Source organism: Paenibacillus sp. PsM32 (assembly GCF_030433815.1).
In the GTDB taxonomy this organism is placed as follows: domain Bacteria; phylum Bacillota; class Bacilli; order Paenibacillales; family Paenibacillaceae; genus Saccharibacillus; species Saccharibacillus kyungheensis.
On the sequence record NZ_JARUWY010000001.1, the window covers coordinates 506,824 to 521,167 of the forward strand.

12 protein-coding genes are annotated in these 14,344 nt (G+C 39.0%); all 12 read right to left on the reverse strand.

All coding sequences use genetic code 11. The features are described 5' to 3' along the window. Positions 1–128: 128 nt before the first annotated feature. Positions 129–383: an AbrB/MazE/SpoVT family DNA-binding domain-containing protein gene (locus tag QCD85_RS02380; protein WP_069326911.1), complete on the reverse strand. Its 255-nt coding sequence runs from the start codon at positions 381–383 to the stop codon at positions 129–131. A gap of 196 nt (positions 384–579) precedes the next feature. After that, positions 580–1,044: a tRNA (uridine(34)/cytosine(34)/5-carboxymethylaminomethyluridine(34)-2'-O)-methyltransferase TrmL gene (gene trmL / locus QCD85_RS02385; protein WP_204824902.1), complete on the reverse strand. Its 465-nt coding sequence runs from the start codon at positions 1,042–1,044 to the stop codon at positions 580–582. A gap of 139 nt (positions 1,045–1,183) precedes the next feature. Then, complete coding sequence (serC, locus tag QCD85_RS02390) at positions 1,184–2,272, reverse strand: 3-phosphoserine/phosphohydroxythreonine transaminase (RefSeq protein ID WP_301261536.1); 1,089 nt, start codon at positions 2,270–2,272, stop codon at positions 1,184–1,186. Positions 2,273–2,866: 594 nt separating this feature from the next. Further along, on the reverse strand, positions 2,867–4,291 hold the full coding sequence (glnA, locus tag QCD85_RS02395; protein WP_301261537.1) for a type I glutamate--ammonia ligase: 1,425 nt from the start codon (positions 4,289–4,291) through the stop codon (positions 2,867–2,869). A 386-nt stretch (positions 4,292–4,677) separates the two neighbouring features. Further along, the gene (gene aroF / locus QCD85_RS02400; protein ID WP_274170532.1) at positions 4,678–5,742 is read right to left on the reverse strand and encodes a 3-deoxy-7-phosphoheptulonate synthase; all 1,065 of its coding nucleotides are present in this window, start codon (positions 5,740–5,742) and stop codon (positions 4,678–4,680) included. A gap of 289 nt (positions 5,743–6,031) precedes the next feature. Further along, positions 6,032–7,006, reverse strand: coding sequence for a 4-hydroxy-3-methylbut-2-enyl diphosphate reductase (locus QCD85_RS02405; RefSeq protein ID WP_273615460.1), 975 nt, complete (start codon positions 7,004–7,006; stop codon positions 6,032–6,034). Between the two features lie 142 nt (positions 7,007–7,148). Then, on the reverse strand, positions 7,149–8,660 hold the full coding sequence (locus QCD85_RS02410; RefSeq protein WP_274170533.1) for a sensor histidine kinase: 1,512 nt from the start codon (positions 8,658–8,660) through the stop codon (positions 7,149–7,151). Positions 8,661–8,680: 20 nt separating this feature from the next. Beyond that, positions 8,681–9,370, reverse strand: a complete 690-nt coding sequence (locus QCD85_RS02415) for a response regulator transcription factor (protein WP_273615458.1) — start codon at positions 9,368–9,370, stop codon at positions 8,681–8,683. Positions 9,371–9,575: 205 nt separating this feature from the next. Continuing rightward, entirely contained in the window at positions 9,576–11,231 is a 1,656-nt protein-coding gene (locus QCD85_RS02420) for a S1C family serine protease (RefSeq protein ID WP_273615457.1), read from the reverse strand. 187 nt (positions 11,232–11,418) lie between these two features. Then, the gene (locus tag QCD85_RS02425) at positions 11,419–12,078 is read right to left on the reverse strand and encodes a response regulator (protein ID WP_274170535.1); all 660 of its coding nucleotides are present in this window, start codon (positions 12,076–12,078) and stop codon (positions 11,419–11,421) included. Continuing rightward, positions 12,047–13,117 carry a sensor histidine kinase gene (locus QCD85_RS02430; protein WP_273615455.1) on the reverse strand — a complete coding sequence of 357 codons (1,071 nt, stop codon included), beginning with the start codon at positions 13,115–13,117 and terminating at the stop codon, positions 12,047–12,049. Before QCD85_RS02430 ends, QCD85_RS02425 begins: the two co-directional genes overlap by 32 nt. Before the next feature lie 3 nt (positions 13,118–13,120). Next, positions 13,121–14,209 (reverse strand): cell wall-active antibiotics response protein LiaF, encoded by a 1,089-nt coding sequence (gene liaF, locus QCD85_RS02435; protein ID WP_301261538.1) that lies wholly within the window; start codon positions 14,207–14,209, stop codon positions 13,121–13,123. Positions 14,210–14,344: the final 135 nt, after the last annotated feature.

The following is a 14,344-nucleotide window of genomic DNA, read 5'->3' on the forward strand; positions in this document are numbered from 1 at the left end:
TACACCTATTATAGATAAGATAAAAATAACCTTCCAACACAATATCGTGCTGAAAGGTTATTTTTATTTCGCATTTTATCAAGATAATCTAACTATCTTAAAATTTAAAATGTTACTTATTTACTAAATTAAGCATTTTTAGGAATTAAATTCATTTCTTCCATACATTGAGCACATACATAACGCTCTTTGAATTCCCCTACTTCTTCCATTGATCCGCAAAATACGCATTTCGGACGATATCTTTCTAAAATGATATGATCCCCCTGTACTAAAATTTCTACAGGATCTCCTTCATTCATTTGATATCTTTTGCGCAAAGACTTTGGTAACACGATTCTTCCAAGTTGATCGACTTTACGTACAACGCCTGCTGGTTTCATACTAATACACACCTCACTAATATTTATACTTTGCTGATTGAAGCAGTAGAGAAATGAAGTCATTATAAAATTTGGAATATCAGCTATATATTCACTGAATTTTAGTACTTCCTTTTATTTCTCCACTTACTTCTTGAATCCTGCTAACTTTTATTATTTCCTACTAAAATTACGATACAGAGTCAATTCATACCAATTAATCTAAATGTAAAAAGTTAAGTTGGCGTAATGCTTCATATACGATAATGGCTGCTGAATTTGAAAGGTTCAGTGAACGCACATCATCTGACATTGGCAGACGCATAGCTGTATCTGCATTTGCTGCAATTAATTCAGGTGGTAATCCTTTAGTTTCTTTACCAAATACGAGAAAATCACCATCTTGAAATTGAAAATCAGAATATCTATTTTTCACTTTAGTTGTTGCAAAGAAAAAACGGTGATCTGAGTAGGTCTTTTGAACCTCTTCGAAAGAATCATGATATTCAATATTGACGGCATGCCAGTAATCGAGACCTGCTCTTTTCAATGTAGAATCGTCCGTTTTGAAGCCTAAAGGACGGACAAGATGCAGATGCGTTCCTGTAGCTGCGCATGTTCTAGCAATATTGCCGGTGTTTGCCGGGATCTCAGGTTCAACGAGTACAATGTGTAGTGCCATAGGTTTATTTCCACCTTTTATATAGTTCTTTTTGATTATAACCGATTTCGGTAAAATGCGACAGCTTTTGACAAAAATAATTGGAAATTTTTTTTAAAAAAGCCTTCCCAGAGGGGAAGGCTGTCATTCCTTAGTACATTCAGCCATTTTTGCTCTGAAATTCCTTCATAAACTCAACCAGAGCATTGCAGCTTTCATAAGGAACAGCGTTATAAATCGAAGCACGTAGACCGCCTACGCTACGGTGACCTTTCAAGCCTATAAATCCAGCTTCTTCCGAAGCTTTGACAAATGCTTTTTCTAATTCTTCAGATGCTAGACGGAATGTAACGTTCATGATCGAACGACTTTCAAGTTCAGCCGCCCCTTTATAAAAACCATTACTGTTATCAATCGCATCATAGATTAAAGTAGCTTTGGCTTCATTTTCACGCTGAATACCTTCAAGTCCACCTTTTTCTTCAATCCATTTTAAAACTTCATTTACCATATATATCGAAAAAGCAGGCGGTGTATTGTATAGCGAATTATTTTTAGCATGCGTGCTGTAACGGAATATCGATGGAATATGCTTAGGCGATTCGGTAATGAGTTCTTCTTTTGCAATAATGACGGTTACTCCAGAAGGTCCCAAATTCTTTTGCGCGCCTGCATAGACCATATCAAGCTTACTCATATCTAATGGACGACTCAAAATATCACTCGACATATCTACCACTAAAGGAATATCTCCTGTATCAGGAAACTTACTAAATTGTACGCCTTCAATCGTTTCATTAGAAGTGATATGCACATAAGCTGTATTTGCAGGTAGATCCAATTGGCTTAGATCAGGTAGCTTCATATACTTATCTTCTTCTGAGGAAGCGACAACCGTTGTGTCTCCTACTAACTTCGCTTCGCTTAACGCTTTGCTTGCCCAGCTTCCTGTAGCTACAAAACCTGCTGTCTTGCCTTCAGACAGTAGATTCATTGGAATCATAGCAAATTGAGTGCTAGCCCCTCCTTGTAAAAATAACACCTTGTAACCTTCCGGGTTGCCTAACAACGACAACAGACGATCCTGAGCTTCGCTATGTACCTTTTCATATACTGCGCCACGATGTGACATTTCCATAATAGACATTCCTGTATTTTGATAATCCACAAATTCTTTTTGTGCACGCTCTAATACTTCTAAAGGCAATGCAGCAGGTCCAGCATTAAAATTGTACGCTCTTTTTGTCATGTTGTTCTCCACCCTTTCAATTTCAACATTCCACTTTTTGTTTCGCCAGATCACTTTCCATTTCTGTAAGCACACTTATACTGCCAAGTGCTTAAATAGTAAGATGTAAGATATTTTGCTTTGCAAAAATCATTTCTTATTTCTCTGTCGCGCTTAGATAGTAAGATATTTTGCTACGCAAAAATCACTTCTCATTTTACTCGCCGCGCTTATAGTGCCAAGCGCTTAGATAGTAAGATATTTTGCTACGCAAAAATCACTTCTCATTTTACTCGTCGCACTTATAATGCCAAGTGCTTAAGCAGTAAGATATTTTGCTACACAAAAATCACTTCTCATTTTACTCGTCGCGCTTATAGTGCCAAGCGCTTAGATGTTAGGTTTGTGCTAAATGATTATCGCTATGATATCAGCTATTTTAGGGGTGATCAAGTGTCTTTTGTCACTTGCTATCTAACATAATGCGATATCTTGTGAACAAAATAAAATGTAATCGTTTTATTTTTCTACTCATATAAAAATCCTCCGGACATGATGTTCCGGAGGATTCTGATTACTTGATCTCTACGATCTAGTGTGTGAGATAAGTAATAATTAGCAATCGTAGTACAAGCTGAATTCGTGTGGATGTACGCGAATTGCAACATCTTTCGCTTCTGCACGTTTGAATGAAATGTAGTTTTGGATAAAGTCTGCTGTAAATACATCACCTTCAAGCAAGAAGTCGAAATCTTTTTCCAATTCATCCAAAGCTTCTTCCAAAGATGCTGGAACACTACGGATACCTACTTTATCTTCTTCAGGCAATTCATAAATATTTTTGTCAAAAGGACCATATCCTAATTCACGAGGATCCATTTTTTTCTTGATACCATCAAGACCAGCCATCAACATTGCAGAGAATGCAAGGTAAGGATTAGCTGTAGAATCCGGTGTACGGAATTCGATACGACAACCTTTAGGTGTTACAGAAGCAATCGGAATACGAACTGCTGCTGAACGGTTACCTTTCGAGAACACCAAGTTAACTGGAGCTTCATAACCAGGAACAAGACGTTTGAAAGAGTTCGTACTTGGGTTAGTCAATGCGATCAATGCTGGAGCATGATACAAGATACCGCCCAGGTAATGTAATGCCATTTCACTCAAGTTCGCATAAGCACCTTTTTCGTAGAACAAAGGCGTATCGCCATCAAAGATAGATTGGTGAACGTGCATACCGCTACCGTTATCACCGAATAAAGGTTTAGGCATAAACGTTGCTGTTTTGCCATATTGTTGTGCTGTGTTATGCACGATATATTTGTATTTCATTAAGTTATCAGCTGTTAATTTCAAAGTGTCAAAACGGAAGTTGATCTCTGCTTGTCCAGCAGTAGCTACTTCATGGTGATGACGCTCAATGCGAAGTCCTGCTTCTTCAAGCAAGCGACACATTTCGCTACGAATATCCTGTTGAGAATCGACAGGAGCTACTGGAACATATCCGCCTTTTTTACGGATTTTGAAACCAAGGTTACCGCCATCTTCTGTGCGGTTCGTGTTCCAGAATGCTTCGTTAGAATCAACGGAGTAAGAGGATACATTCACATCGCTTTGGTAACGTACATCATCAAAGATAAAGAACTCGGATTCAGGAGCAAAAAATGCTGCTGTTCCTACACCGCTTGTTTGCAGATATTCTTCCGCTTTCTCTGCAATACCGCGCGGATCACGTTCATAACGCTCGCCGTCCGGGGTGAAGATATTGCACATAATGTTCAACGTTGGATGAGCAGTAAAAGCGTCGATAAATACGGACTCCGGATCTGGCATCATCACCATATCAGACTCCTCAATACCGCGGAACCCAGGAATTGAAGAACCGTCAAACGCAACACCATTTACAAAAGTATCCTCATCCACTTCACTAGCTGGCAAAGAGATATGGTGAGCACGACCAGACAAATCCACAAAACGAAAATCAAACCACTCAATGTTGTTTTCTTGTGCAAGCTTCAATACGTTTTCTACCGCCATTTGTACTTTCCTCCCCAAATTTCCGAACATTACACTCTTTTTCGATGTCGAATGTTCATTCTCTCGATTTTTTTTCTGTCGTCATTATAAATCGTAAAACCTTACATCGTCAATAGCCTTTTTACATATCCCTAAAATTTATGTAAGATATGCTTACACTCATAGCTTACCAAAAAAGAAAACAGCTCGTCAATCCGTCAATTAAAAATCGGATAGAGTGAGCTGTTTTTTTAAACCTTACATGATTTTCTAAAATACTAATATATTCCAGCTATACCTAACATGAAAATTAGACAAGCTATGCAGAAATGGTTTTTGTTTTTGTACAGACATGTCCCTATTCAAATCAACTCAATTTTAAATAATATTCGGTTAATTTAAATATACTACACTTGGACAGAGGATTCAAAAAACGCTGCTGGTGCTTTGGCAGTGCTGAACGTTTTGCCAATAATAGGCGACAATTGTTCCAGATCGCGCAATAATTTAGCAAATTGATCCGGGAATAACGATTGTACACCATCACCAGTCATCGAATTATCAGGATCTGTATGCATTTCGATAATAAGACCGTCTGCTCCAGCAGCTACTGACGCTTTGGTCATAGGCTCTACCAGTTCACGACGTCCTGTACCATGACTTGGATCAGAAATGACAGGTAGATGGCTCAATTGTTGCAATACAGGAATAGCCGATAGATCAAGCGTGTTACGAGTGTATGTCTCAAACGTACGGATACCACGCTCACACAGCATTACATTAGGATTGCCACCTGCCAGAATGTATTCTGCTGCATTCAAAAATTCATCATATGTCGAACTGAATCCACGTTTAAGTAACACAGGCTTTTTGCTTTCTCCTAATTTGCGCAATAAATCAAAGTTCTGCATATTACGTGTACCGACTTGCAAAATATCAGCGTATTCACCACAGATATCTACATATTCCGGTGTCATTACTTCTGTAATCGTTAGCAGTCCATGTTTCTTCCCTGCTTCTGCCATCATAATTAGTCCTTCGACTCCTACACCTTGAAAGCTGTAAGGGCCTGTACGTGGCTTAAATGCTCCACCGCGTAATACTTGTCCACCAGCAGCTTTGACCAGACGAGCAATCTCATCAATCTGTTCTGCTGATTCCACTGCACAAGGACCACCCATAACAACTAATTCGCCACCACCGATCGATACATCGCCTATTTGGATTACCGTATTTTCAGGATGGAAATCACGACTCGCTAATTTGTAGGATTTGGAAATTTTCATCACTTTCTCTACGCCTTTCATCTGTTGTAAGTGCTCCATCAAGCGAGGTTCGGCTGTTCCAATAAGACCTATAACCGTATGATCTGCTCCCCGAGAAATATGGGCTTGTAAGCCTGCTTGTTCTATAACAGTAGTAATCTCTTTTACTTGCTCCTGCGGTGTTTGGTTCGATACGATAACGATCATTTGTAATCTCCCTCTCTGTATGTGTTGATGATGATATTAAAATAGATAGCTGACTATATAAAATGATTTGGATATGTGATATTTATTATATTTTTACATCATCACTTAGACGCTTGTTCGCTTTTAAGCTTTTAATCACTAAAGTAAATATACAGCACTCTGTTAGACATGTCAAGCTGTGTCATAGTACAAAATCTTGTACGCATAGTATAAAGAATATAAAAAGAAAAAGTGCCTTTCCCATCAAGGGTTAGACACTTTAAATACATCATTTCGTGGACAATGTCCATCAGTGACGGACAGGTTGATTGGTGGTTCTACCTTTTTTCTCACGCACAGGAGGCAATAAACGTTTAGGATCTACTGTTCTTACCATTTCCCATGTGGATTCATCGTCATTATCGTATTTTTCTAAATAGTTAATGACTTCTTTGGTAATTGGAGTTGGTGTAGACGCACCAGCCGTAACAGCTACTCTACTTTTGCCAACTAACCATTCACGTTTAAGCTCTGTAAGATCAGAGATACGGTAAGCCGTAACACCTGCGATTTCTTCGGATACCTGTGCTAGACGATTAGAGTTGTTACTACGCGGATCACCTACAACGATTACAAGCTCTGCTTGACCTGCTTGTTCTGCTACTGCTTCTTGACGAACTTGTGTCGCTAGACAAATCTCGTTATGCACTTCTGCTCCCGGGAATTTCTCTAGAAGTTTCTTCATAATTAAGCGAATATCCCATTGGCTCATTGTGGTCTGATTCGTAATTACAATCTTGCCTGCTGGAATCTCCAATTGATCGATCTCTTCTTCTTTTTCTATCAAGTAGACTTGATCCGGTGCAACACCAATCGCACCTTCAGGTTCAGGATGACCTTTTTTACCGATATAAATGATCTGATAACCTTCGCTTGCTTTATCCTTGATAAGATCGTGAGTACGCGTTACATCAGGACAGGTCGCATCTACAGTCGTTAATCCTTTTTCACGAGCTAGACGGCGCACTTCAGGAGACACACCATGAGCCGTAAAAATAACCGTTCCACTTTCGACTTGCTCAAGAATTTCTACACGATTAGGTCCATCTAATGTAATAATACCTTGATCTTCAAATGATTGAGTGACATGACTGTTATGCACAATCATACCGAGTATATAAATAGGCCGTGGTAAGTCAAGGTTCTTGGCAGCTTGCTGAGCAAGCACCATAGCATCTACTACACCATAACAATACCCACGCGGCGCAATCTTTACAATTTCCATGAAGGGGTACACCTGCTTTCTAGGGTTGGCTTATCTTACGAAAGAAGCAATAGCAACTTCATTATAACCCATTTGATAGGGCGCAGGAAAGGAAAGTAGCAAACCTAGCTTCAAAAAGTGACTATTGTTTGCTACTTGTTGTCTATTCTGGTTTTTTGGTATCAGAAATCTCGTTTTCAGGTTCAGCTTCAAATACAGGATCGATTTTATTTTCGACCGGTACAGCCGCTAATGGAAGCCAGATTACAAATGTTGTTCCTTTGCCTTTAGCGGTAACTACTTCTACAGAACCTGCATGCTCATCGATAATCCATTTCGCTATCGATAATCCCAGGCCTGTACCCGGCGTTACACCGCGCGATTCATCGGCTCGATAAAATCGCTCAAAAATATGAGGCACTTCTTCTTGATCCATACCGATACCTGTATCACTGATTCGAATCCCAATCTGATTTTGATACAATACGGTATCTAGAGATACTGTACCCTCTTTGGTATATTTAAAAGCATTCTCAATAAAAATAAACAACATTTGTTGTAGATAATCTTTGTTACCATAAATATGATAGTCGTCTAACGCCACAGTATTGGCTGGTTGCCATGTTGCTTTGTGCGGGATAAATTGGGCACGTCTCATCACATCATCCAGAAGAGCACCCGCAGGCAAGCTCTCCATCACGATCGTCTGCCCTGCATCGGCGCGAGCTAACGAAAGCATATCATTAACCAGGCGACTCATTCGTTTGGATTCATCTGCAATATCGTTAATCGATTCCATCGACAATTGCTTTAGACTTTCTTCATCTAAATGAGGAGCTTCATGAGGTTTTTTGTTCCAAGCTTTTTGTAATAAATCGACATTACCACGAATGGTGGTCAGTGGAGTACGTAATTCATGCGAAGCATCAGATACAAAGCGACGCTGTGCAGCATAGGCTTCTGCTAGGTCTTTATAAAACACTTCGGTTCTGCCTAACATTCCATTAACCGTACTAATCAACTGCCCGATTTCATCATGAGGTCCATCATAATCGATTCGTACACTAAGGTCTTTTCCTTTTTGGATCTGACTCGCCGCATCAATAACCTTTTCGATAGGAGCCATAGATTTGCGCGCCAAAAATAACCCTAATGTAAACGCAATAAACAATGTAGCTAATGATCCTACAATCAAAGTCACACGAAGATCATCAAATAACTGGCGAGCATCGGTCATGTCTGCCGCTACTATAATGACACCCACTATAGTTATATGATTATTAATCTGACCGGGTATCCCATCATAAGCAACCAAATAAGTACGATCATTATATTGAATTTGTTTTAATTCATTAGGTATTTTATTCGCAGGAGGTGCTTGTAGAAAAGAGCCATTGATGTTGTTATTAATCCCATTAACATAATTTTTAATTTTCACTCGAAAACCAGCATTTGTTAAACGATCATGATCTTTCGGTGATAAAAAAATATCGACTTGCTTATCATTTAAGGTAACCACAGTCGTGTCTGTTTTGCTAATCTGATCGATTAGACGATTCTGTAAATCTTGATACGTATTAAAATAAACAAATCCATAAATCGCTATACTAAAAAGCATCAAAGTCACTGCCAGTATCCCCGAATACCATACCGTCAGTCTTAAACGTATTGACATACTGTCAGCTCCTTCATTCTCTAGCTGTTATTTCTTAAAATATAGCCAGCACCACGGATCGTCTGAATCAGACGTTTGCCACCATGTTCTTCTGTTTTCTGACGAAGCATCGCAATATATACTTCAAGTACGTTTGATTCTCCGCTATAGTCATAACCCCAAATTTTATCCATAATCAAATCTCTTGATAATACACGTTTCGGATTTTGCATAAATAAATGTAACAATTCAAATTCTTTCGCTGTTAATTCGAGTCGTTGCCCATCTCGTGTAACTTCACGCGCATCAGGATCTATCGTTAAGTCTTCAAATGCTAGACGTGTACTTGTAGAAGCTTCGGATTCAGGTTTGCGTCGTAACAACGCTCTAACCCGTGCCAACATTTCTTCTAGCGCAAATGGTTTGACCAGATAATCATCTGCTCCAGCATCCAAGCCTTTTACACGGTTCTCTACTTCATCTTTTGCTGTTAACATCAAAATAGGCACAGAACTACCAGCTTCACGTACACGACGACAGACTTCAAATCCATCCACCTGTGGCATCATCACATCTAATACCATTAGCGCAGGATCATTTTCTAGCATCTGTTTTAATCCTTCTGCTCCATTAGAAGCAGTCAATACTTCATATCCTTCAAACGCTAATCCACGACGTAACATCGAAATAATTTTTTCATCATCATCAATAATTAAAATAGTTGCTCTCATCGGTCTTACCCCTTTACTATGTCTTTTTTAGTAAACATTATGATTGTTATTTCTTCTATTGTAACAATGAATAGTTATTTGTCGATACAGTCATAAGAAAGGCGGAAAGGTATGCCCTTTCCGCCTTTCTGTATCACTTATGATCTTGTAGTATGATCTATCATATACTCAGTACAACTAAGCATATTGATTTCGTAACTTTCTATTATTGACCTGTACCGCCTGTACTTGGAGAAGTCGTATCAAAGTCATTGCGATTACCGATCGTTACTTTAAGATCCATCGTTTTACCATTACGAATCACATTCAGTGTAGCCGAATCGCCAACTTTTAGTTTTTGAATAGCTGCGACTAGATCCTGACTGTTTGTATATTTTGTACCATTGATTCCTGTAATTACGTCATAAGAACGTAGATCAGCTTGATAAGCAGGAGATCTGTACAATACTTCTGTAACTACAGAACCTTCTGTAGTATCAATACCCAACTGTTTGGATACTTCAGCTGTCAATGACATAAGAGAAGCACCGATAAATGGAACAGGTGTTGTTGGGATTTTCTCACCTTTTTTCAGTTGATCCACTACATTTAAGATCACATTAGAAGGAATCGCAAACCCAATCCCTTGTGCATCTTCACTAACCGCTGTATTCATACCGATAACTTGTCCATTCATATTAAGCAATGGACCACCGGAGTTACCAGGGTTGATAGAAGCATCAGTTTGCAATAAATGAGTGTAATCGGTAGATTGTCCATTGGATGCATCAGATGCTGTAATGCTACGTTCTTTAGCACTTAACACCCCTGCTGTTACAGTATGGTCAAATCCTTGAGGATTACCGATCGCTACTAACCAGCTTCCGATCGCCACATTATCAGAGTTACCTAGAGTCACAGATGGGAACGTTTCTCCAGATTTAGGTTCGATTTTTAGTACAGCAAGGTCAAGATCTGTACTTTTACCCATTAATTTAGCAGTGTACGGTGTTTTGTTGTTTTCAAGAGTTACTTGAATCACATCTGCTTCACCGACTACATGCGCATTTGTTAAGATATATCCAGATTTATCAAAAATAAATCCAGATCCAATACCGAGTGGAGTAAGAGAACCCGAAGAACCGCCACTGCTATCTCCGCCATTGCCTCCACCTTCATTACTTCCTCCGCCTTGATCACCGAAGAAGAAACGATAAGCTGGATCATTGTAAGGACTGTTTCCGCCGCTAGCTGCACCGGATTTGGACAACGTTTCAATTTTTACAACAGCAGGGCTAGCACTTTTTGCTACTTCAGCTACATCTGCTGATCCAGCAGGCAATGCTGCTTGCGTTACAGAATTATCTGTTGTAACAGCAGAAGCAGGAGCGATATTGGTTGTCGTTGTTGATTCTGACTCTGGGGTAAATAGATTAGCACGATCTGCACCAAACATCCCTGCTGTCATAATCAACATCCCTGCTAATATAGAAGCAATAACTGTTTTGGCAGAAGTTTTAGGTTTGTTGTATTGAAATTGACTGGTTTTGCGGTTGCCATTGTTATCATCATGATTTCCATTTAGAGAATCAATATGATCTGTACGTGGCGGTGGAGTTGAACTCGTTGGATACACTGGACGACTAGATTGTGATGGAGTCATTTCCATTTTTCTAGCTTCCTGAGCAGGTTCTTGTCGAACTTCCTCCCCATCTTTATCTTTGCTTAGTGATTGGAAAGGACCATATGAGTAATAATGCGATTGGTCTGATGAAGAATCATTATTCGAGTTCGATTCGTTGGTATTACGGTTTGCTGTATCATTGTTTTGGCCATCAGGATTGAAGCCATTATTCAAATCATTTTTGTTCTTTTCGTCCATTGAAGTCAACCTCCCAAGGTTCCCATGATATTAAAATAACCGGATGTGTTATTTGCTACATCCTTATATTCGCTTATTAACCTTAATCTCACCTTAAAAACAATTAAAAAGAAAATAAATCCTAGATGAGTAAGTTAATATACCATAAGTTTAGGAAATGTTATCAATTTTTGTATATGTGAATACACTAATGTTGACTGACCCAACCTTTGCGATGAGCATAAATAGCCAGTTGCGTCCGATCCTCTAATTCGCATTTCATCAACAAATTACTGACATGTGTTTTGACTGTTTTGATACTTATATGTAATTCTTCAGCAATTTCTTTGTTACTCATGCCTTCTGCAATCAACATCAACACTTCACGTTCACGAACGGTCAATTGAGAAGCTTCATTTTGTACAGTACTGCGTTGACGAATCCCTCTAGTAAGCGCTTGAGAAATATCACCGGTCATCACAGGCATCCCCCGGCTTGCTCCTTGCAGGGCATAGATTAACTCTTCAGCAGATACTGTTTTTAAAATATAACTGACCGCCCCTGCTTCAATCGCTTCTACCACCAGCTCGTCTTCCAAAAAGCTAGTTAAGATCACAATTTTCATCTGTGGATAATTCTCTAATACCAGACGGGTAGCTTCAACGCCGTTCATGACAGGCATCATCATATCCATCAAAATTAAATCAGGCATTTCGTGTTCATTACTTTGTTCTAACCAATCAAGCACTTCTCTACCGTTAGCCGCTTCGGCAATAATATGAAATTGCTCTTCTAGCATTAGATATGTTTTGAGACCCATTCGCACCATATCATGATCATCCGCTAACAGAATTTTTATTTTCTCCATCATGATTCTCCTCTTCTTCATGAATATCGAATTTGGGAATATGGATACGTATTGTTGTTCCAGCACCAGGTCGACTAATCACTTCTGCTTGTCCGCCTAACTTTTCAGCTCGTTCTGACATAATCGTTAATCCATACGACCCTTGCTTATGCATCGAGCTATTGAATCCTTTACCATCATCGCTAATATGCAGAGCTACATGATGGCGATCTTCTTGTAAAGACAGACTTACAATCGTGGCATCTGCGTGTTTGATAATATTAGCAAGCGCTTCTTGTACAATAAGAAAAAGCTGACGTTCTTTTGCTTCCGTCAGTCGCCCTGTTAACTCAATATCTTGCATTCCTTTAAGCCCATTGTGACGACAATAATCTGGAAACCAGAATTCTAATGCTTCTGCTAAAGAACGCCCTTCCAGTTCTAAAGGTCGAAGTTGTGTAATCAATGCTCGCATTTGTTTTTGCGCTAATTGCGACATTTGAATCACTTGATCCATGACGATCTTGGCTTGTTGTTCATTTTTTTCTAACATTTTCGGTAACGATGAAGCAGACATATGAATAGCAAATAATTGCTGACTGACTGAATCATGTAGATCACGAGCCATCCGTCGTCTTTCTTCCAATACCGCTCGTTCGGTCTCAATCGCACGCTCCATGACTTCTTTTTCACCCAATTGCTGTAAAATTCGCATTTTTCGTTCAACTGTACTCATCATCGTATTGAACTGTTCATGCACCCGGTTAAATGATTCATCTTCTGTAGGCTCCATCCGTATACTAAAATTCCCTTTGCCTACCTGAGCCATTTTTAAATGAACATAATCAATCCGGCGCTGAACACGTTGACCTGCTATATAGCCTGCTGCCATACAGATCAGAATAATACCTGCAATATAATAGTACCAAACATAGGGTACACTGAGTATAATGTACCCTTGTCTGATCGCTAGAAAAATAATAATAACGGTCAATAATCCACCTGTTGTGAAAAAGCCGATTAATTCCCATTTGATATTTTTAAACCATTTTGTTCGCATCCATTAACCCACCCGACTAATCTGAATATCACCGATAAAAGCATTGACTACAAGTTCTATTTGCTTGCCTGCTTCTTCATATCCGATCGTTTCACCATCCATATGACTCATCATACCTTCGCGCTCACGTCCAAGAATATTCATATCGCCGATAAATGAATTGCCTTGCGCTTTGATGCCTACTTCAATTCCACTTGGAATATAGACTTTCACATCACCGATAAAAGCAGAAATTTCGATACGGGTTACACCATAAGCAATCTGTGCTTTGGTTAAGTCTAACATGGTATCACCAATAAAATGAGAAATATTCATCGGTTTGAGTTCAAAATAATCTTTACCGATATGCACATCACCGATAAAACCAGATTTGGTTTCTACTGAAGGATCATAATCGTAATCATAATCATAACCGCATTTTTTGCGATGATGCTTTTTCCAGTCATGACGATGCTGTTTCCATTGTTCACGATGTGCATCTTTATTTTGATTTTTATAATAAGAACGAATATCTTCTTTATTTAAATTGATTTTGGTGCGAAACGATTGCTGATCTGTACCATACGTAGAACGTGGGGATTGTGAAGATGATGAAGAACGCTCTACAAATTCTTTAGTATAATCTGTTGAATGCACCGGTTTGCCTTTACGCTCCATTTCTTGTTCAAACCAATCATCTAATGGAGATGCAGGCGGTGGTGGTGGCGGAGCAGAATAATCTTCATTCAATGGTGGTTGTTGTTTAGAAGACTTTTTCGGTTGACGTCGATTGAAGATCAAATGCAATCCACCTAATACCAGTAGCAATGGCATCATCATTTTGACTGCATCGATTAACGAATAATCAATCATCCCTATATTTCTACCTAAAAAGTAAACACCTAGAACGGTCATAATCCAACCACCGATATCACGTTTACATTTAAAAAGTAATTCGTTTAATCCTATTTCTAATAAAATCAGCGGCCATAACAATGAAATCACATCGCCGATGCCCCAATCAATCAAATTCATTCTATTTAACATAAATACGACGCCAATTCCGATTAAGCCTATACCCCAGAATGTTTTGCGGAATAAATGTCTATTCATTCTCGTTCCTCGCTTTCTGTACTTCTATATATGTAGTGTACTCATAATTAGAACAGAACAATAGTGGCATCAGAATGAACTTCGTATCCGCCTATAGACGGAGAAAAGCCCTAATCAGTAAATCATACCTGAATT